The organism is uncultured Aquimarina sp. (assembly GCF_947492405.1).
Lineage (GTDB): Bacteria > Bacteroidota > Bacteroidia > Flavobacteriales > Flavobacteriaceae > Aquimarina.
Window position 1 is genome coordinate 502500 of the sequence record NZ_CANLMP010000003.1, and the last position, 24359, is coordinate 526858.

General features: G+C 35.8%; 5 protein-coding genes. All 5 read left to right on the top strand.

Features of this window, described 5'->3' with window-relative positions; genetic code table 11:
• Nucleotides 1-966 precede the first annotated feature (966 nt).
• The 5 genes from Q0829_RS13755 to Q0829_RS13775 all read left to right on the top strand — a co-directional run bounded on the left by Q0829_RS13755 (nucleotide 967) and on the right by Q0829_RS13775 (nucleotide 24288).
• Nucleotides 967-7590 (top strand): glycoside hydrolase family 48 protein, encoded by a 6624-nt coding sequence (locus Q0829_RS13755; protein WP_298543892.1) that lies wholly within the window; start codon nucleotides 967-969, stop codon nucleotides 7588-7590.
• Nucleotides 7591-7788: 198 nt separating this feature from the next.
• Complete coding sequence (locus tag Q0829_RS13760) at nucleotides 7789-10173, top strand: cellulase family glycosylhydrolase (RefSeq protein WP_298543895.1); 2385 nt, start codon at nucleotides 7789-7791, stop codon at nucleotides 10171-10173.
• A 124-nt stretch (nucleotides 10174-10297) separates the two neighbouring features.
• Entirely contained in the window at nucleotides 10298-17245 is a 6948-nt protein-coding gene (locus Q0829_RS13765) for a PKD domain-containing protein (protein WP_298543897.1), read from the top strand.
• 205 nt (nucleotides 17246-17450) lie between these two features.
• Nucleotides 17451-20852, top strand: coding sequence for a PKD domain-containing protein (locus Q0829_RS13770; RefSeq protein WP_298543899.1), 3402 nt, complete (start codon nucleotides 17451-17453; stop codon nucleotides 20850-20852).
• Between the two features lie 187 nt (nucleotides 20853-21039).
• Nucleotides 21040-24288 carry an RICIN domain-containing protein gene (locus Q0829_RS13775; RefSeq protein ID WP_298543902.1) on the top strand — a complete coding sequence of 1083 codons (3249 nt, stop codon included), beginning with the start codon at nucleotides 21040-21042 and terminating at the stop codon, nucleotides 24286-24288.
• Nucleotides 24289-24359: the final 71 nt, after the last annotated feature.

The following is a 24359-nucleotide window of genomic DNA, read 5'->3' on the forward strand; positions in this document are numbered from 1 at the left end:
CGTGTTTTGTCTAATATTGTATGAAAACACAAAAACAATGTAAGTTGTTTCTTGTTTAATTTTTTAACTTTTTTAACAAAATTTTCGTAAGAATTATTCCGTATAAATGATTTTTTGTTAAAATTGTTTATGGTTTTACCATTGACAAAGTTTTCTTTTTGTATAAAATCAAGAATTTCTCATCTTTTTTTCTTCCTTTTTTTCTTAGTATCTTCTTAACATCGTAGTAATTTTTCCTTTCGATATAATTAAGAATCATAAATTCTATTTCCTTTCAATCCACTGAAACAGTATCCTGTCAGGTTAATGTTTAAAGCTGTTCAACTGTAAATGTAAATTGTTAAGACGTAGTTAAGGTGTTGAGTACTGCATTTTTACATCGAAGTTGTTATAACTTTATTCATCGTTCTAAGAGATAGTACTACAATAATTTAGTAACTCAATGACCGAGTTAAACAAAGTAGTTTATCCGATGAACGAAAAAACATAAACGTAACTTTCGTCATATCAAGCATTTTCCCAATTTATGTAAGATATGGTTTTATTTAAAACACACGAACTCAAAACTATACTAACTATGAATGGTCTTATAGAAAACACCCCATCAATATTAGGTACACTAGCTTACGAAAAACAAACTGCACGTTTCAAACGGAAACCTGAGATATAAAAACTTTTTATCTCTTTTAAGTATCTATTTTAAGAAGAATATAATATAGAAACGAATCTGAAAGCTAGTATAATTACATCTTTTTAAATTGGTCAACCAATTATTACTACGAATACTAAAGAGTTTAATACGGATTCTATCAGAATAACGTCACTTAATAATTAAAGCCATTGCGCTAGTTCGCATAGAACTATTTTCATCTTTTGATTAACCTTAAAACAATCTTATGAACTAAAACCTTTCAAAATAATTCAAAACAATTCAAAAAAAACACAAATCTTAAAACTATACTAACAATGAGAAATTTAATTAAAATAAGCATGATGATGTTTTGGTGCTTATTTTGTGCTATATCATCAGCACAATATAATTATGGAGAAGCTTTACAAAAGTCTTTGCTTTTCTATGAAACACAGCAATCTGGAAAATTACCGGATTGGAATAGAATTAGCTGGCGATCTGATTCTGGAGTGAATGATGGGGCAGATGTAGGACTTGATCTTACTGGAGGATGGAACGACGCTGGAGACCACGTTAAATTTGGTTTTCCAATGGCCTTTTCTGTAACCGCTCTTAATTGGGGATTTTTAGAATATAAAGATGGTTATGACACCGCTAATCAGACTGAACACTTTAAAAGAAATATTAAATGGGTAACAGACTACTTTATTAAATGTCATCCTTCGCCTAATGTTTTTTATGCGCAAGTAGCGGATAGCAAATCCCAAGACCATAATTTTTGGATGCCGGCTGAAATGGTTGATGTACATCCAATGTATGGACAACGTAAATCGTATGCACTAACAACTAGTAATCCTGGTACAGATGTGGCCTGTGAAACAGCGGCGGCTTTAGCTTCTGCTAGTATTATTTTCAAGGACAGTGATCCAGCTTACAGTGCTACGTTATTAAGTCACGCGATTGAATTATATGAATTTGGCGATAATCACAGAGGATTGTATACTTCTGACGGAAATATACCAGCGGTAGGAACTTATACATCAGGTAATTTTCAGGATGAACTTACCTGGGGCGCACTTTGGTTGTACAAAGCTACTGGAGATCAAAAATATTTAGATAAGGCCGAAGCAGAATATACACAACCAGATTTCTTATGGAGTCTTGTATGGGAAGATAAATCCTATGGAAATATGGTTTTGTTATCAATTATCACAGGTAAAGAGATATATAAGACCGATGCTGAACGTCATTTGGATTGGTGGCAAGAAGGAAATGGAGGAGTCAATTATTCCCCAGGAGGTCAAGCTCATTTAACACAATGGGGATCCTTACGTCATGCAATGAATGCTTCTTTGACAGCTCTTATTTATAGCGATAATGTTAATACTCCTAAAAGTAGTCAATATCGTAATTTTGCAATAAATCAAGTAAATTATGCATTAGGAGATAACCCTAATAACAGAAGTTTGGTAACTGGATTTGGTGTAAATCCACCAACAAAACCGCATCATAGAGGACAACATTCTAGTTGGTCTAGAAGTAGTACAAATCCTGTAGAATCAAGACATACGATGTGGGGAGCCTTAATGGGAGGTCCTTCTAAACCAGATGATGCTTTTGAAGAGGATAGAGATGATTTTCAAGCTAATGAAGTAGCTACAGATTATAACGCTTGTTACCAAGGAGTATTAGCGAGAATGGTTATGGAATTTGGAGGGTCACCATTACCTAACTTTCCACAACCAGAAACTCCTGGTTTAGAATTTGTAAATGAAGTTAAACTGAATAATGATCAATCAAAATTTACAGAAGTAGCGATATGGCTAAACAACCGTTCTGGTTGGCCGGCAAGAGTCCCTAACACGCTAAAAGCTCGATATTTTATTGATATTTCAGAAGGTATTGCAGCTGGATTTAGTGCTAGTGACTATGAATTAACAGCCAGAGGAGCAGGTAATACAACCATTAATAGTTTACAAGAATGGGATGCTTCCAGCAATATTTATTATGCAGAAATAGAAGTAGATCAAGCTAGCATGCCTTTTCCAGGAGGTCAAGGCGAGTATAGAAGTGAAATACAACTAAGAGTTTCATTGCCTACTAGTGCTCCTGAATCGGCTTGGGATGCATCTAATGATTTTTCGTATCAAGGATTAACTAGTGGATTACAAATTTCTGATAATGTCCCTATTTATGCAGATGGTGTATTGGTAGGAGGTAAAGAACCAAATGGCGGAGAAGTACCAACCGCTTCTTTTACTGCAACTCCAGAATCAGGAACTGCACCTTTAGAAGTATCATTTGATGCATCAGCTTCTTCGGATCCTAACGGAGATTCATTAAGTTACAATTGGGATTTTGGTAATGGGCAAACATCATCGGTGGTTGATCCATTAATTACGTATACAGATATTGGATCGTATTTAGTAACTCTTACGGTAAGCGATGGAACGAATACTTCTTCAGAGTTTACTAAAACAATCACTGTACTGGATGGAAGCATAGCGCCAATAGCAGATTTTACAGCAACTCCAACTACAGGAATTGCTCCAGTAACAGTAAGTTTTGATGCATCCGCATCATCTGATGAGAATGGAGACTCTTTAACCTATGTTTGGGATTTTGGTGATGGCGAAACTGGTTCAGGAGTAACAATAACTCATGAGTATACAGCAATAGGGGAGTATGACGCCAAACTTACAGTAAGCGATGGAAGCAAAGAAGATTCTAAAACAGTTATAATTACTGTTACTGATGGAAGTCCGGTTGCTTCTTTTACAGTAAGTACAGATTCAGGAGTAGCTCCATTAGATGTTACCTTTGATGCTTCTGCATCTTCGGATCCAGCAGGAGGAAATCTTACATATAGTTGGGATTTAGGTAATGGTGAAGTAGCTTCTACTGTAACTACCTCTACTACCTATACAGAAGTAGGACAAGTGACTGTTACGCTTACAGTAACTAATACAGCTGGAGATATAGATTCTGAAACAAAAACGATTAGTGTTACTGATGGTAGTGTAAGTTGTGCTTTTGGAACTCCAATAGACAGTGCATTGCCTTCTATCAATGAAGAATTTCAAAATATATTTGTGTTAGGTGATGGAGGTCCTAATTTAGATAATGTAGCAAAATTTAACATAAACTGGGATTTAGCTAATAATGGATTATATCAATTTTCCATGAATACTAATAATGGTACTCCTAATTGGTGGAATGATTTCTTACCAAATGTTACGCAAAACTTTAATGCTTCGCAGCCAGAAATTACAATTACAGGTTCTGGATTTCCGGGATTAGATGGTTCATATTATGTAGCTATTGATGAAGGTAATTTTGTATTGGTTTCTAAAACAGCCGGATTTACTATTTATTTTAGTACATCTGCTACAGCACCTGATTGTGATGGAGGTATCTCTAATCCAATAATAACTGAAGGAGGAACTATCTCTGGAGGTCCATTTACATTTACTGTTGGCGATGGTATTGCAGATAATGTTTCTGGAATTACGCTATCAGGAAATACGGGTACAAACTCTCAATGGGTCGTAACCGATGATCAGAATAATATTTTAGGACTGCCTGCTAATATAGAAGATGTAGATTTTGATGGAGCAGGAACGGGTACTTGTTTAATTTGGCACTTAAGTTATGAAGATGGACTACAAGGCTTAGCAGCAAATAATAATGTTTCCGCTTTAACAGGAGATTTTGACTTCTCCAATTCAATAGCGGTGGTTAGAAATCCAGTTGATCAACCAGGACCAGATGGAGGTAGCATTTCTGGAGGACCATTTACATTTACTGTTGGTGATGGCATCGCAGATAATGTTTCTGGAATTACGTTATCAGGAAATACTGGTACAAACTCTCAATGGGTCGTAACCGATGATCAAAATAATATTTTAGGACTACCTGCTAATATAGAAGATGTGGATTTTGATGGAGCAGGAACAGGTACTTGTTTAATCTGGCACCTAAGTTATGAAGATGGTTTACAAGGATTAGCAGCAAACAATAATGTTTCGGTTTTAGTAGGAGATTTTGATTTCTCTAATTCAATTTCGGTAATAAGAAATCCAGTTACCGATGGTGGAGGTGATTGTTCTTTTGATACACCTATAGCTTCAGCATTACCATCTATTGATAATCGATATAATAACATATTTGTTTTAGGAACTGGAGGTCCGGATCCTAGTAATATTCGTGAGTTTACCATCAATTGGAATTTAGAAAACAATGGATTGTATCAATTTGCAATCAATACGAATAATGGAACTCCGGATTGGTATATTGATCTTAGAGGAAGTTTAACACATAATTTTAATGCTCCACAACCCGAAGCGGTACTTTCAGGTACTCAGGTTACCGGATTAGATGGAGCTTATTGGGTAAATCTTGATGGAGATAATTTTGTAATGGCTTCTAAAAATGGAGGGTTTACACTTTATTTCAGTTTAACTTCGACTGAACCTGATTGTGGTAATACTGGCGGAGGAAATACGGATCCAGTAGCAGATATTTCTGCAACTCCTATTTCTGGAGAAGCCCCATTAGTTGTAACTTTTGACGCAGTTGCTTCTACAGATGCTGATGGAGATGCTTTAAGTTATAGTTGGGATTTCGGAGACGGTAATACTGCTAGTGGAGTAATGGTAGAACATACATTTACCTCTATAGGAACATATTCCGCTACTTTGACAGTTGATGATGGAAACGGAGGAGTAGATCAAGCAGTAATTACTATTACAGTTACTGATGGAGATATTATTATTAACCCTCCAACTGGTGATAACGCATATATCAATCGCTTTATAGAAATGCGAAATGAATTTTACGATCCTGCTAATGGATACTTTAGTGCAGATGGATCTCCACATCATTCTGTAGAAACATTGATAGTAGAAGCTCCTGATTATGGTCACGAGTCTACAAGTGAGTTATATTCTTATTGGTTGTGGTTAGAAGTTATGAATGGAAGAATCACACAAGATTGGGCACCTCTTAACAATGTGTGGAATAAAATTGAAGAATTTATAATTCCGACAACAGCAGATCAACCGAGTAACGGAGCGTACAATGCTTCTTCTCCAGCTGCATATGCTAGTGAGTTTCCATTACCAAGTGATTATCCTGCACCACTTAGTTTTAGTGCTCCTGTAGGATCTGATCCGGTTTCACCTGATTTAACAGCTACTTATGGTGCTGATATTTACCAGATGCATTGGTTATTAGATAATGATAACTTTTATGGATATGGTAATAGAGGAGATGGAGTTAGTACACCATCCTATATCAATACTTTTCAGAGAGGAGAACAGGAGTCAGTGTATGAAACAGTTCCTCATCCATCTTGGGAAAGCTTTGAATGGGGAGGAACAGACGGATTCCTTCCATTGTTTATAGAAGATCAAAATTATGCACAACAGTGGAGATATACGAGTGCTCCGGATGCAGATGCTAGAGCAGTACAAGCAATGTATTGGGCACAAGTGTATGCTAAAGAACAAGGAGCAAGCTTAGGAAATTTAGATTTGGATAAAGCATCTAAAATGGGTGATTTCTTAAGACTATCGATGTTTGATAAATATTTTAAACCCATGGGAGTACAAAGTGCGACCAGTGGAGCGGGATCTGGATATGACAGTGCACATTACTTAATGTCGTGGTACATGTCTTGGGGTGGTTCGGCAGATCCTGCTTCGCAATGGGCCTTTAGAATAAGTTCTAGTCATTGTCACTTCGGGTATCAAAACCCTATGGCGGCTTATGCTTTAACACAGGTAGATGAATTGAAACCAATATCTCAAAATGGAGAAAGAGATTGGAACGAAAGTCTAAAAAGACAAATGGAATTCTATACGTGGTTACAATCTAAAGAAGGAGCTATAGCTGGTGGAGCTACTAATAGTTGGAATGGTGATTACAGTCCATATCCTGCTGGTAAATCTACATTCTACGATATGGCGTTTGATACGAATCCTGTGTATCACGATCCAGGAAGTGGTACTTGGTTCGGATGGCAAGCTTGGTCTATGGAGAGAGTAGCAGAGTATTATTATATTACCAATGATGCAATGGCAAAATCTTTAATGGACAAATGGGCAACTTGGGTTAAGAGTGAAGTAAAACTTATTGGAACTGATGATTTCGAAATTCCTGCAACTTTGGAATGGACAGGAGAACCAGATACTTGGGATCCTAACAGTCCAGGAAGTAATGATAATCTTAGTGTAGTTGTTACAGATTATGGAAAAGATCTAGGTGTTGCAGCTTCTATGGCAAAAGCACTTATTTATTATGCTGCTGCAACGCAAAAGCATGCTACACTAGATACAGATGCTCGTGATCTTGCTAAAGAGGTATTAGACAGAATGTGGAATACCTACAGAGATGATAAAGGAGTTTCTTCTCCAGAAGACAGAGGAGATTTTACAAGAATCTTTGAAGAAGAAGTATTCATTCCTAGTGGATTTAGCGGTACAATGCCAAATGGAGATCCGATCAAACCAGGAGTAACATTCCTTGATATAAGATCTGATTATAAAAATGACCCTGAATTTGACCGATTGGAGGCTGCGTATAATGCTGGAGAAGAGTATACACAACGTTACCATAGAAGTTGGGCTCAGATAGAAGTTGCTTTGGCAAATGCAGAATTTGGATTCTTTTTTGGAGATCAAGAACCTGGTGTAAAAGCTCCAGAAGATCTATTTAAAGTAACAGCTTCGCCAAATCCTGCGTCAGATTACGTTACTATTTCTACTAATTTTGATATGAATAATACCAGAATTAGAATAATAGATATTGCAGGAAATGTGGTTAGAGCAGAACCAATGTTGAATAAACAAAAGTCTACCAGAGTTTCTGTAAATGGTTTACCTTCTGGTATGTATATCTTAGAAGTTTTTGATATAACCACTGGAGAGAAATTCAGAAATAAGATTATTAAAAATTAATTATAAAATACAGAGAGAGGTTATCAAACCTCTCTCTTGTTTTTTTAGCTCCTTCAAGTTTAGCAGATAGAAAACTTTACGATCGTTATTTTTTAAATCGTGAAAATCGATTAACAGCACTTTCCATTCGATCGTATTTCTGAATAAACTTTTGATTTAATAGATCATAACAATTCAAAAAGTAAAAAAATACATACAATGAAACGATTTATAAATTATTTGATGATGCTGTTCTTGTTTTTTGGCAGTATCACTCAAATTACAGCACAGCAACAAAATTTTCTAACAGTATCTGGTAACAAATTATACGATACAACCGGAAATGAAGTACGCCTGACAGGTGTAAATTGGTTTGGTTTTGAAACACAAAACTATTCTCCTCATGGAATTTGGTCAAGGGATATGAAAAGTGTTTTACAACAAATCAAAGATTTAGGTTTTAATACAATAAGAGTTCCATGGTGTAATGAGATGTTAAATCCTTCTTCCACCATCGCAGTGAATTCATATGGTACAGATCCATATACAGGTATATCACCAATGAATGAAGAAGAAACGACTGTAAGTAAGCCAATAGAGCTACTAGACATTTTTGTGCGCTGGTGTCAGGAAAATGATATGAAGATAGTACTAGATAATCATTCAAGGGCTGCAGATGGTTTTTTAAATGAAGCAGTTTGGTATACTCCTGAGTATTCCGAAGAACGCTGGATTAACGACTGGGTTTTTATAGCTGATCGTTATAAGAACTATTCTGCTGTAGTAGCCATGGATTTAAATAACGAACCACATGGATCTACTTGGGGAGATAGCAATCCAGCTACAGATTGGAATAAGGCAGCGGAACGTTGTGGAAACGCAGTTCTTGAAGCAAATCCAAATGTTTTGATCATAGTAGAAGGCGTTGGAGAGTTTGAAGGAAATTCATATTGGTGGGGAGGACAGTTAATGGGAGCAAAGCAATACCCTGTTCAATTATCTAATCCAAGTAAGCTTGTATATTCCGCTCATGAATACGGACCTGAAGTATCGCAACAGGATTGGTTTACGGCGAGCAATTTTCCACAAAATATGCCCGGTTTGTGGTCAGATAACTTTCATTATCTATACGAAGAAGGTACTTCTCCAATATTTTTAGGAGAATTCGGTATAAAAGATCAGGATGCCTTTGGAGGAATCGCTTATACCTGGTTTACAGAATTTACAGGTTTTATGGGTGATATCTACTCTTGGACATTTTGGAGTATGAATCCTAACTCTGGTGATACTGGTGGGATTTTACAAGATGACTGGACAAATGTTAATCAATGGAAATTAGATGTGTTAACTCCCCATTTAGCACCATTTATTCCAAATGTTGTAGGGGGAACAGGAAATCTTCCTCCTACAGCAAGATTTACAAGTAATATAATTTCTGGAGATGCACCATTAACTGTTTCATTTGATGGATCAACTTCTTCAGATCCAGATGGTGATACTCTAACATTTAACTGGAATTTTGGAGATGGAACAACAGCTACAGGAGAAAGTATTTCTCACTTATTTACAGATTTCGGAGAGTATCAAGTAGTATTAACTGTAAGCGATGGAACGCTTAGCGATACGGAAACTCTTACTATCACGGTTAATGATCCAGATACTAATATACCAGTAGTAACGGCAAACATTTCTACTGATGTTACCGGCGGTATAGCACCAGCTATTATTAATTTTGACGCTTCTGGTTCTACGGTATCCGATGGAAGTACGTTAACGTATAGTTGGGATTTTGGTGATGGAACGGCAGGTTCTGGAATGACAATAAATCATGAATTCATTAATGCAGGTAATTATGATGTTGTATTAACAGTTTCTAATGTGGATGGGATTTCTGATACAGCGACTATTGCTATAGTTATTGCAGAACCTAATAACGGAGGAGATTGTACTTTTGGAGCACCTTTATCTAATGCATTACCAACTATTGCAAATGCTTCTTATAGTAATATCTATGTCCTAGGATCAGGAGGACCGGATCTAAGTAATGTAACAAATTTTACTATTAACTGGGATTTACAAAATAATGGATTGTGGCAATTTTCCATGAATACCAATAATGGTATACCAAGCTGGTGGAATGATCTAAAAACTAACGTAACCAGTCAGAATTTTAACGCTGCGCAACCAAGTGTCACGTTATCAGGAACAGGTTTTCCCAACTTAGATGGTGCTTATAACGCAACTATAGATGGAGATAACTTTGCATTGGTTGCTAAAAGTGGTGCTTTTACAATTTACTTTAGTAACAGTAGCACAGCTCCTAATTGTGAACAGCTATTAAAAGATCCGTTTACTGAACAGGAATTAGAGGTTAGGGCATATCCAAACCCTGTATTTGATATATTAACAATTAAAAACGCTGAAGGTCTTAAGAATGCAAGATTAGATATGCTGGATGTTTCAGGAAAAGTCATTAAAAGAATTTCTTCAATTACTGACACAGATATGGTAGAATTAAATGTTTCAGAATTAAAACCTGGAGTATATTTTATTAAAATCTTTCATCAAAAAGATACCATAACAAAACAAATTATAAAACAATAATGTGAAAATAAAGGAAGAGATTTAATATCATCATCTCTTCCTTTTTCCAAATCATCTTAAGATCAAAACCTTTTTCTAAAGAAAAAGTATAGCAAAAAACTTTTCAAAAACTCACTACTTAATCATGGTACCAACACCAAGAAATAAGAAGGGATGGCGTGCATATATAAAAAATATACATCAGATCCTTTTTTGTATACTAGCAATATCAATTTCATTCGGTCTTGCCGTCATATCTGTATTAGATGTATATGATGGAACAGCAGGACCAATAATGACCACACAGACCTGGCCGGCAGGAACTTTTCTTTCTAATTTTCCTGAGGGAGATAGAATCAATACATACCATCGTAACTATTTAATGATTAATGGGCAAGCGGGAACAGGTGTTTGGGATGTATCTAACCCAACTGCTCCTAAAAGAGTACAATTTAGTGAAGCCGCCAATAATGGACATCGGTGGTGGAAATTAGAAGGAGATTTGTTTTATCGTGAGTATTCAGTTCCAGAAGTAGAAGGAACGGGATATAAATATTTGGATCTTTCTAATATGTTAGAAAGAAAACCGATCACTTCCTCTGATATTTTGTATACGGTACAAGATGGGCAATCTAATTATGATAATCTGGAAACATTTCCGCACACTATAGATGGAAACAGAGTGTTTGATATGAGAACAGGAGCTCAGATAGATGATATACCTACGACTGTTTCTTTACCGGATGTGGTCGTAAGAATCGGGAATTACGTTTTTTATGCACCACAAACTGGAGATATTAATGTATTTGATTTTGGAGATCCTGAAAATATAAAATTTCTAGGATCTTTTGGAGGAGATATACCTCATGAACAATATAGTACAGGATTTCAGTTATGGCGAAATCACCTAGTTTTTATGAGTGGTAATGAAGGTCCTAATGCACTCGTAGCATTTGATATTAGTGATCCTACAGATGTAAAACTGGGGTTTAGTTTACATTCTGATCAGGTCACGTTAGGTCGTTACATGATCTTTCAGGATGAATACGGATTTTCTGGTAGGTTTGATAGAGGTGTGAAATTCAATTTTGAAACGATGGAAATTGAACAAGAGTTTTTTCCACCTTCTAGTGATGAAACTTTACAGTTTATTGATAATCAGTGGATGCCAATAGGTCATATTTTGGTGGCTAGTGGAGATGATAAAACGTCGATTTTTGCACATCAAGATGGTCTGGATGAAACACCTCCAACTATGGGTCATCACTTTCCTGTTTCTGGAGCTATCAATCAACCGGTAACATCTACAATAGGTTTTGTAATAAATGAAACTTTAGATGATCTTACCATTAATGATGAAACAATACAAGTAAGTCCTTTGGGAGGATCACCGATAGAAGGAGATGTCACAACTACTTCGTATCAGGTGATTAATTACGCACCAAAACAAAACCTCTTACCTAATACAACATATGAAGTAAAGTTAGTTGAAGGAGGTATAAAAGACGCAGTAGGTAATGGAATGGAAGAGTATATCTTCTACTTTACTACTGGAGGAGATTCTTCTAACCAATCTCCGAAAATTACTGGAATAGATTTAAGTATTCCTTCCCCTGTGGCTATTAGATCTGCAATAGATTTTATGGCAGATGCCAGTGACCCAGATGGAAATACCTTGAGTTATCGTTGGGATTTTGGAGATGGTTCTCCAAAAACAGATTGGATAGAAAAAAATACGTCTCATACATATACAGAAGCTGGGAACTATTTGGTGCAAGTACAAGTGTCTGATAATAATGGAGGTTTTGTGGTAGGTTCTCAATCAATTGTAGTAGTTGCATCTGTATCGGCAGATTTACCTACTCAATCAAGCCCAATAGCCATAGATGTAGATAATAGAGTAGTATGGTCTGCAAATCCTGATAATAATTCAGTTACGATGGTCAACGCAGATGACTTATCCGTAATCAGAGAAGTAACTGTGGGTGAAGACCCGGTAAGCATAGCATTGGATTCTGAAGGGAAAGCTTGGATTACTTGTAGAGACTCTGATGAGGTATATGTAATTAAGAAAGATGGTTCTTTGGAAACAAGAATAGCGTTAGATAGGGGATCCAATCCATATGGAATTGTATTTACACCAGATGGTAGTCGTGGTTTTGTATCTGCTTTTGGATCAGGAAAAATTATAGAAATATCTCCTGTTACGAATACTATAAAAGCCACGTTGGAAATAGGAACAACTCCTCGTGCATTAGCTGTTAGCGGTGATGGGGCTAAATTATTAGTTACAAAATTTATTTCACCTGATGAAGAAGGTCAAATATGGGAAGTGAATCTAAATACATTTACCATAAATACTACGATTGTACTTCCGATAGATGATTTCACTCAAGACAATGGAAATGAGGGTAGAGGACTACCCAATTATATCTCTGGAATCACTATACATCCAGATAATAAATCTGCTTGGTCAGTTGCTAAAAAAGATAATATTCTAAGAGGATTGAACAGAGATGGAAAACCACTAGTTTTTGATAATGTAGTACGTACAGCAATCTCTCCTATTAATCTTGTAAATGGTGAAGAAAACATTTCGAAGAGATTGGATATAGACAACCACGGGCAACCATCATCTGCCTTATATACTCCAACAGGTAATTATTTGTTGGTTACCATGCAAGGAAATAATAGAATCGTAGTGATAGATCCTAAAAAAGGACTGGAGTTGTTAAAGAAAAATGTTGGTAAAGCACCTCAGGGATTAGCAATTGATCCAACTACAAATCGTGTTTTTGTGAAAAATTTTATGGATCGTAGCATAACAGTTTTTGATGCCGAAGATATGATCAAAACAGGTAGTAGTACTTTAGAAGAATTAGCTACTGTTTCTACAGTTAGTAATGAAACATTAAGTTCTGTAGTACTAAAAGGGAAACAAATATTTTATGATGCTTCAGATTTAAAAATGGGAACTGATGGATATGTTAGCTGTGCTACCTGTCATATAGACGGAACTCAGGATGGTCGAACCTGGGATTTTACAGATCGAGGAGAAGGATTACGTAACACTATCTCTCTTATTGGTAGAGCAGGAACAGGTCATGGAAGAGTCCACTGGAGTGCTAATTTTGATGAAATACAAGATTTTGAAAATGATATGCGCTCTCATTTTAATGGACAGGGTTTTATGAGTGATGCAGATTTTAATGAAGGTACTACTGCACTTACTTTGGGAGATGTTAAAAAAGGAAAATCGGCAGATCTGGATGCATTAGCAGCGTATATAGAATCTTTAAATAGTTTTAGCCCAAGTCCATATCGTAATAATGATGGAAGTTTAACAATTGATGGTGTTGCAGGAAAATCTTTATTCGAAGATCTAAAATGTGCCTCTTGTCATAGTGGAGAAGCTTTTACAGATAGTCAAACAGGAAAACTACATGATGTTGGAACCATTTCTGGCACAAGTGGAAATCGCCTGGAAAAAGAATTAGTCGGTTTAGATGTCCCTACGTTAAAAGACGTATGGGCAACGGCACCCTACTTGCATAATGGAGTTGCTAAAACGATAGCAGAAGTATTTACCTCGAATAACCTGAATGATGCTCATGGAGCAACTTCCTCTTTAAATGCTAATCAAATAAGACAGTTAGAGGCATATATTAAACAGATTGATGGATCAGAAGTAGCTCAGGAATCTCAACAAATACTAAAAATGTCTTCGCCAGAAGATGGTATTAATATAAATAAGGCAGATCCAATAAAATTGAGTGTGGAAACCAATATCGAAGGAATTACTAAAGTTCAATATTTTGTAGACAATAGTATGGTAGATGAGGTAATGGCACTACCTTTCGAGTCAACCTGGACTCCTATAATTTGGAAAACTTATTCAATTTCTGCCAAGGTGTTCTACAATAATGGAAACACCGCTTCTATTACTCCAGAAGCTACCATTAAATACAAAAATACTATTAAGGTGATGTTTGTTGTTGGAGATAAAAATAACTTAACTTCAGAGGATCAAAGGATTAAATCTCGTTTAGAACAGAAGTTAGGTTTTACTATTACACTCTTTTCTGATGAAGAAGCAACCAGTCCGCAATCGGCTAACCCGTTTGACATGGTATTAATTTCTTCTACTGTAGATCCAAGGGAGTTAGGTAATGATTTAGAAGGAGTTAGAGTTCCATTAATGACTTGGAATCCATTTATGTATGGAAAACTAAGAATGACTTCTGGAGAATTGAATACAGGCTTTGGTATCACACAAGATGGATTCTCTACAATTACAGTTTCTGATCCAACACACCCTATGGCAGCAGGCGCAGGAGCAAGTACAGCTTTGTATTCGATTACGCAAAGTTTGCCTTTCGGAAATCCTACAGAAGAAGCAATTGTAATCGCCAAAGCAGGAACATTACCGATTTTGTTTGGATATGAGGCAAGCATGTCTATTCCTTCAAGAAGAGTTGCATTTCCACTTAGAGATCAGTTTATGCATTTATTGACAGATGAAGGGTTGGCTATGTTCGATGCAGCGGTTTTATGGACACTTCATGGTGGAGATTCAGATACGCCGATTGGATCCTTGCCAGATGTGTTTTTTAAATCTCCGATAGATGGAGAGCTTGTTAATACTCCTTTAAAAATAGATTTCGAAACAGAAGGATGGGATTTGCCATCACAGCAATATAAACTAAGATTTAAAATTGATGGACAAGATCGAGGTTTAATTACCACAGAAGGAGAGTTTATGGATGGTACAGCACTGTCAGAAGGCCCTCACGAATTGACTTTGCAAATGGAGCGCAGTGATAATTCTCTAACGGATTTAGGCGAAGCAATTACGGTTATTGTAACCAATGATCCATTACCTGAAAATCCAACAGCTATTATTCAGTCACCATCGGATGGAGGATTAGTGGGACCTGATTTCGAAATAGAATTTTCTACATATAAATGGAATATTACTCCTGGCGGACAACATGTCAAGTATTTTATTGATGGAGTAGAGCAAGGTTCGATGTTTGAGATAGCGCCAATACCAGTTTCAGGCTTGTCAGAAGGTGTGCATACAATTACATTATCGCTGGCTACAGAAAATGGTGAAATCACTGGAGATTCAGCCGAGATTACAATAACTGTTGATGAGAGATTTAATAATCTTCCTGATACTGATTTTAGCTTAGAATATAGAGATAATAGTTCCGGAGTGTCTACACCTGAATTGAAACCCGTATTTCAGATTGTAAGTGGATCATCAGAAAGTCATGCGCTAAGTGATTTTAAGATTAGGTATTGGTATACTCCAGAACATACTACTGCTATGGATTTCAATATAGATTATTCTGCTGTAGCAGGAACTGTTGGTACTTTTGAAAACAATTCAGAAAATAGTTATCTAGAGATCGGTTTTACTGCATCTTCCGGAAATTTAAATGCGAATAGCAAGTCTGGTCAAATTCAAACCAGGTTACACCATTCAGGTTTTCAGACTCATAATCAAGGGAATGATTATTCGTATGATCCTGGTAAAACTTCTTTGAAACCACATGTGTTAACTACATTGTATTATAAAGGAGCATTGGTTTGGGGATTAGAACCCAATGGTGGAGAGATATCTAATAGAAAACCTAATGCGATTATTAATCCAAGTGTCACATCTGGAATAGTACCGCTATTAGTTGATTTTGACGGGTCATCTTCTAGTGATCCAGATGGTGATTCATTAAGTTATTCGTGGAATTTTGGTAATGGTAATATAGCTATGGGAGTTACAGGTCAATTTACCTTTGATACTCCAGGTGACTACGAAGTATTACTAACTGTAGATGACGGAAATGGTGAATCTGATATAGCATCTGTTATCATCAATGTAAGCGATGAAACTCCTATATTGATTTCTAATTTTATTGCAACTCCAGTTTCAGGAAATGTTCCTTTAGTTGTGGATTTCGATGCTTCGAGTTCCTTGTATCCAGATGGATCTAGCATTTCATATATTTGGGATTTTGGAGATGGAAACACTAGTAATTTAGCGAATCCTTCGCATACGTATACCGTATCAGGATCATACGCAGCAACCCTAACTATTAGTGATGGAATTCTTTCTAATACTGCAGATCCTGTTACCATTACAGTCTTAGAGGGAAATATAGCTCCAGAAGCTAATTTCAACATGTCTGTTACTTCAGGGACGGTACCACTATCGGTAAATTTTGACGCTTCCGAATCTTCTGATGCTAATGGCGACAATTTGGAATATACCTGGGATTTTGGCGATGGAACAACAGGGGATGGAGTAAATATAAATCATGAATATACCGTTATTGGAGAATATATTATTTCTCTAACTGTTAGTGATGGAATTTTATCAGATAGTCAATCGCGTACTATTATTGTAAATGAATCAACAGGTACTACTGACTGTAGTTTTGGTGCCCCTATGAGTACTCCATTACCTGCATTACCAAATTTCTCCTATGATCATGTGTATGTTTTAGGAATAGGAGGACCAGATTTGAGTAATGTAACCAATTTTACAATTAATTGGGATTTACAAAATAATGGATTATGGCAAATGGCTATGAATACCAATAATGGTAATCCTAGTTGGTGGATAAATCTAATGACAAGTATAACCGAACAGACTTTTAATCAAACCGAGCCCACGATTACTTTTTCAGGAACGGGAATATCAAATTTTGATGGAGCTTATGATATAACTATGAACGGAGATAATTTTGTGCTGGTTTCCAAAAGCGGAGCATATACGATATACTTCAGTAACGAAAATAGTGCTCCAAATTGTGAAAGCTTATTAAAGGATCCATTTATAGAGGATGGTTTGGAGAAAGTGAAAGCATTTCCAAATCCTGTTACAGAGTATCTTACTATTCAAAGTGATCAAGATTTAAAAGGAAGTTTGATTAGGATTGTAGATATAAATGGAAAGATATTATCATCAAGAAACATTCAAAAAAGCTTAAAAACAATACGATTGGATATGAATATGTTCAAATCAGGGATGTACTTTATACAGATTAAGCACAATAAAAGAACAGTAATTAAACGAATTACTAAATAAAAAAACCAGCGTTAGATCTATAAAGGAAATAGATCTAACGCTGGTTACAAAATAAGAATCTAAAAAATAAACTTTCAAAAAAGAAATAATTTTTAACACTCAAAATAGAGTGATTTTAGAATCGGGGGATTCACAAGTAAGATTAGTTGGAATAATAATTATCAATTCAAATTTTGATTAACACACACAACTAACTCTTTTAAAAATGAAAACTAACATTAAAATTTTATTAATAGCGAGCTTGCTTTTTTGCACGCATCTATTCGCTCAAAAACAAAAAGCTGCTCCCATGGGTTTTGTATATGCAGAAGAAGAAAAATTCATGTTGGACGGCAGGCCTTATTATTTTTCTGGAGCCAATGTATATGATTTTTTTACATATGGATCTTCTAGCGGAGATATCGAAACACAATTCATGGATAAAGATCGTATCGATGAGCATATGCGAAGATTGTATAAAAATGGAATTAGGGTTGTAAGATTATGGGGGTTTAGTCACGAGGATTGGCATGGTTTTGAACCTCAGAAAGGAGTATATAGTGAAGCTCAATTTTCGTTATTTGATTATATCATTAAGTCCGCTGAAGCTAATGGTATTAAATTAATTGTTGCTTTAGAGAATTATTGGAATGATTACGGAGGTATTAAGGATCGTCTTAAATGGGAAGGGATCGATGTGCAAGGAGCAGGAGAACACGATCAAGGACAGTTTTTTACCAATGCATCTGCTTTACAAGGATATAAAGATTATGTAGAATATTTTCTTACGCGTGTGAATCATTATGATAATGTAGAATATAGAAATGATCCTACGATTTTAGCCTGGGAATTAATGAATGAGCCAAGATACCAGGGATTTGGAGATGATGTTACTTCTGATGTTCTTAGAGCTTGGGTTGATGATATGGGAGCTTTTATCAAAACGATTGATCCTAATCATTTACTAGGAACCGGTTTAGAAGCTCACGGAACCAAATATAATTTTGGTGGAGATGAAGGAAATGACTTTATAAAAATTCACGAATCCCCATACGTTGATTTTACTTCTGCCCATCCTTACATTAGAGAAAGTTGGTCCAATTTTACACTGGAACAAACGATGAAGTTGATGGAACAATGGGCAAATGAATCTCATAATATCATAAAAAAACCCTTGTACATAGGCGAATTTAATGTGGAGATCCAAGAGCGATATGAGTGGTGGGAAGAAATGTACACTTTTATTGAGGAAAATAAGATAGGAGCAAGTGGCTTCTGGTGGTTTCTTGATAACAACACGCCTAGAGATAAGTTTGCTGTATTCGAGGGCGATGTAGAAGTAGCTATTTATAAAGAACATGCCTTGAGAATGGAACAGATGTCAGGTGGAGAAGCTATTTACCTATCACTATTGTCTCCTAAGTCAGGAGATACATATGTAACAGGTAGTACCGTTCATATAGAAGCAAATCTATTGAATGAAAATAATACAATTATCAAAGTAGAGTTCTTTAGCAATGGTGAGTTGATAGGAGAAGATACAACAGCTCCTTATGAATTAGATATATCAGGACTACCAGACGGAAATTATAGAATTACTTCTGTAGCAACAGGAATTAATGGAATCACCAAAACATCAACACCAAGAAATATTCAAATAGGAGGAGATGGTGTATTGTCGTTAGAGTATAAGGATGCTTCTGAAGCAGCACTCACCAATGTGATCAAACCACACTTTCGGCTTTTTAATAATTCATCACAAAATGTATCCTATTCAGAACTTAGTATTCGGTATTGGTTCGAGACAGAAGTTGATTTACCTCTTAATTTTTTTATGGACTATGCAATGATAGGAAGTAGTAATGTTAAAGGGCAAATTATCAATACTGAAGGAAATAAACACTATTTGGAGATTACATTCGATCCAGCAGCAGGAATATTAGGAAGAAACGCAGGTTCCGGTAGAATGGAACCCAAAATAGCGAATAGTTCTTGGTCAGAAACAGATCAAACGAATGATTACTCATATGACGGTACCAAGAAAGAATTTGCAAAGTGGGAAAGAGTTGCTTTATATCTTAATGGGAAATTGGTAAGTGGTCTAGAGCCAGGAACAAATGTCAATACTCCAACAGCAGTAATTAATGCTTCTACTATTAGTGGAGATGGACCTTTATCGGTTACATTCGATGCATCAGGATCAACAGATCCTAATGGAGATACGCTTACTTACAATTGGGATTTTGGAAATGGAGATACCGCCACAGGAGTAACCACCTTATATGAGTTTACTGAATTTGGTGAAGCATTAGTTACATTAACGGTAAATGATGGAAACGGAAATTCGGATACAGAAACAATTACGATTATGGTAACCGATCCGAATGTTGCTCCCGTAGCTATATTTACAAGTGATACCGAAACAGGAATTGCGCCGGTACTGATTACTTTTGATGCTTCTGGATCTACAGATGCAGATAATGATATCTTATCTTATTTATGGGATTTCGGAAACGGAGATACTGCAACAGGAGCAATCGTTATATATCAATTTGAAACAATAGGAGAATTTGATGTGAAGCTTACCGTAAGCGACGGAAAAGCGGAGGATTCAATAACAAAAAAAATCATTATTTCTGATGGGAATCCTATTGCAAATGTTGTTGCTGATGTAATTTCAGGTCCTGCCCCTTTAGAGGTTACATTTGATGGTTCAGCGTCTATAGACCCTTCTGGTAATGCATTAAGTTATTCCTGGAATTTTGGAGACGGTACGACAGGAATAGGTCAAACAGTTGTACATACTTTCGATACAGTTGGATCTTATGTAGTAACGCTTGAAGTAAATAACGGACAAGGAGGAATAGATACGGATACGATCACCATTCAAGTACAAGAAATACTCCCAATTTCAGATATATCAGTAGAATATAAAGATGGAGGTAATGGTAATGCAACTGATAATATGATCAATCCTCACGTAAGAATCGTGAATAACAGTAACGCTGCCGTTTCTTATCAAGATATTACTATACGATATTGGTTTACTTCGGAAGATAATAGTATTCTTAATTTCTGGTGTGACTGGGCGCAATTAGGAACAGGATTTGTAAATGGAGCTTTTGGCCAACAAAATGGTATGGATTATCTCGAAATTTCATTTGCTGCTGCAGGATCTATTGCCTCACTTGGTACTTCAGGAGACATACAAACAAGATTTGCGAAAGCAAATTGGAGCAATTTTGACGAAAATGATGATTACTCATATCGATCGGTAGGAACAACATTCTCATCAAATCAAAACATAACATTGTATATCAATAATAGTTTGGTTTGGGGTGTAGAACCATCATCTTCTTTTGTTGCATCAAGCATCTTTGATGATATGAAAGTATTTCCAAATCCAACCAAGGATTTTGTAAATATTTCTGGCTTTGAAAAACTTAAAAATCCTGAGTTTAAGATGACTGATTTTGTTGGAAATGTAATAAAACACGAAAAATTGAAAGACCAACAAAAACAAGTTTCAATTTCATTTCAAGGATTACATCAGGGAATTTATTTCTTAGAAATTAAGGACACGGAAAGCCATCAAATAATAAGAAAGAAAATCTTCGTGAATAGATAATTTAAATGAAGTTTAAGGGGGATTTCCTCTATTTGCAATAAGAGATCCCTCTTCTTATCGTTTTCTATTATTCTAACTTTCTCTGAAATACCCAACGTATTCTTTATAAAAGAATACGAATACTAAAATGAAAACATACATAATAAATGTAAAAATTACTTTTAAAAACTAAACTCAACTAACAATCATGAAAAATTTGAAAACTCTTTTGCGGAAATGTATTTTGGTTTTCTTAGTAGCCGTAGTGTCATCTATGAACGCTAAGAACATTTATGTAGCAAAAAATGGGAATGACTCTAATTCCGGAACTCAAACCAGTCCATACAAGACCATAGCCAAAGCTTCTTCGGTAGCACAAGCTGGTGATATTATTATCATTGGACAAGGAACTTATGAAGAGACAATTAAGCCGCCTAGATCGGGTAGAGCTGGCCAACCAATCATCTACACAGCCAAAACTGGCGAAAAGGTAATAATCTCTGCAATGCAAGCTTTAAGTGGTTGGCAGAGAGATAATGGAGCAATCTATAAAATAAAAGTAGATTGGGATTTAGGTCAGGAAAACTTTGTAATGAATGGAAACACTGCGATGGATTTAGCCAGATGGCCTAATAATTCTGATGGTAAACCTTTTACGCTAAATTCTCGTCGAAACGATGGTGGTAGTGGTGCTAATGTGGTGAATGGTGCATTTTTAACATCATCCCAAATTCCTAACATTAACTGGACCGGAGGATCTGTTTTCTTTTATGGAGATAAACCTGGCTCAGGATGGATTGCTTGGAAATCATTTATTACTAGTAGTACGTCTGGAAGAGTAAATTTCAACTTAGATAAAAATCCAAATTGGATACGTACGTTTCATGCGCCAAAAGACAAAGGAGATTTTTATCTGGAAGGAGTAAAAGGGGCATTAGATTATCAAAATGAGTGGTGGTTTAATAGTCAAACAAAAGAATTATTTGTGCAAATGCCCGGTGGAGTAGCACCTAGTAACGGGTCTGTTCAAATGAGAAAAAGAAAAACAGGAATTGACCTTAATGGAAGGAGTTATATCGAAATTCGAAATCTTGCCGTTTTCGGAGGAGCTATTTTGTTAAAAACAAATTCTGATAATAATAAGTTATATGGGGTTTCTTCTTTTTATGGAAATCACACACAAGGAGTTTTTAGAGGTTTTAATGCCGGTAAACCTAGTGTAGAAGTGAATGGTACTAATAATGTTATTGAAAAATGTGAAATAGCTTTTAGTGCTGCAACAGGAGTGCGATTGGGAGGTAGATTCAATATCTTAAAAAATAATTACATCCATGATTTTAACTATTTAGGATCTTATGATGCTCCATTAGTAGCTAGAGGAGGAAATGATAATAAGATTATTGGAAATACAATCTTTAATGGAGGTAGAGATGGTATTAATTTTAATGGAAATCGTTGTGAAGTTGCTTATAATGATGTCTACAAAAGCAATTTAATCGCTGATGATTGTGCAACTTTTTATACCGTAGGTGGACCACAGAATACGGAAATACATCATAATTGGTTTCATGATAGTGCTTCTAGAGGTTCTAAGAGAAAAGCGGCAGGTATCTATCTAGATAATGATGCTGAAGCATTTTCTGTACATCATAATGTAGTGTGGAATGTAGAATGGACAGGAGTCCAAATTAACTGGAATGGTAAGGATATTGATATCTTTAATAATACTTTAGTGAAAACAGAAGGTGGAGCAATGGGAGCTTGGCATAAAGAAGGTACAGCTTTTTCAAATGTCAAAGTATGGAATAACATAGCCGATGTTAGGACTGAGGATGACCCTTCTACCCAGGAAGATGAAGGTACTTTCGAAAGAGATGCTGACAAACAAAACAACGTAATTACCAAGTTTGGATATACTAATTATGATGGTAATAAATTTACGTTAACATCAGGTTCTCCTGCTGTAAACGCAGGGAGGATAATTTCAGGTATAACTGACGACTTTGTTGGAGCAGCACCAGATGCTGGGGCTTATGAATTTGGAGGTGAAAATTGGGTTCCTGGAATTGACTGGAATCCTGTTTTAGGTCCTACAGGTAATGGTTGTTATGGATTACCAGGTGAAGACTGTAATGATACAACTGTTCCGGATGAGGTAGCATTTGTAAATGCAGTAACAACAATTCAACCTCAAACATCATACGATTTCGATATAAAATATAGTGCTCAAACAAATAGAGAGATTGTAGTTGAGTTCTGGTCTGCAACTAATTGGATAGCCCAAAAAATGGTTACTGTAGAAAAAGGATCTGGAACAGTGACGATTACCGTTGATCTTCCTTTAGCTCCAGAAATTGGGTCAGGGTATGTGTATAAAGCACATATAAGACCTGCTGGAACTACCTGGCAAGAAGCTTTAGATAGAGATCAAATCAATAATGTCACTGTAGAGGAACAAATACTCGAAGATAAAGTTTCGTTTAGTAATGCTCCTTTGAGTATTGTTCAGGCAAACTCATATCAGTTTAATATAAACTATGAAGCATCAACTGGTAGAGAAATTATAGTTGAGTTTTGGTCTTCTAACAATTGGATAGCACAACAAAACGAGATTGTTTCTAAAGGAACAGGTGTGAAATCAATTACAGTAAACCTTCCTAATCTACCGCAACCAGGATCAGGTTATGTTTACAAAACTCATATCCGTCCATTAAATAGTTCGTGGCAAGATGCAATTGATCGAGATCAAATCAATAATGTAACGGTCACAGCTGCATTTACTCAATTAATACCAAATGGTTCTTATCATATAGAATCTACACAATCTAATCAAAGATTGTTATCTAGAGCCCTTGATCAACACAGTGCAGTTATGAGTAGTCCATATTCATATAATGATCAAGTTTGGATTTTTGATCATAAAGGCGATGATGTGTATACTATACGAAATTTAGGAACTAATAGATTTTTAGAAGTCCCTTATGCTCGTTGCGGTAATGGAGAGAATGTTGCTACATGGACCGATGCAAATGACAATCATAAAAAATGGAAAATAACTAAAAATGGTACTGGTGTATTTAGTATGAAACCTGTGCATTGTATATCCAGTGCTTTGGATAGAGCAGCAGGTGCTATAAATGCTAATGTTCAAATTTGGGATTTCAATTCCGGAAATAATAACCAAAAATGGAAAATAATCTCGTTAGATAATAGAGAAAAACCAGTCGAGGAAAAGATTGAGCTTATATCGGTTTACCCTAACCCAGCAACAAATTCCATTACAATTCAAGGGGTGGAAGCGAACGATATTCTTATCATATATGATTTAATGGGTAAAATTATTAAACAAACTAAATCAACATCTAATAAAGAATCATTGATAATCTCAGATATAGCATCCGGAGCATATATTTTATCAGTATTTGGTAAAAGCAAAGTGCAATTTATAAAAGACTAAATACTGTATAATAACTCATTCTTATTACACGAAAGAAATGTGAAAAAAAACAGTTAATTAAAAGTTAAAAA

Excerpts from the sequence above, each read along its gene's own strand:
- Q0829_RS13755 (WP_298543892.1), top strand. The coding sequence starts at position 967 with ATGAGAAATTTAATTAAAATAAGCATGATGATGTTTTGGTGCTTATTT.
- Q0829_RS13760 (WP_298543895.1), top strand. The coding sequence starts at position 7,789 with ATGAAACGATTTATAAATTATTTGATGATGCTGTTCTTGTTTTTTGGC.
- Q0829_RS13765 (WP_298543897.1), top strand. The coding sequence starts at position 10,298 with ATGGTACCAACACCAAGAAATAAGAAGGGATGGCGTGCATATATAAAA.
- Q0829_RS13770 (WP_298543899.1), top strand. The coding sequence starts at position 17,451 with ATGAAAACTAACATTAAAATTTTATTAATAGCGAGCTTGCTTTTTTGC.
- Q0829_RS13775 (WP_298543902.1), top strand. The coding sequence starts at position 21,040 with ATGAAAAATTTGAAAACTCTTTTGCGGAAATGTATTTTGGTTTTCTTA.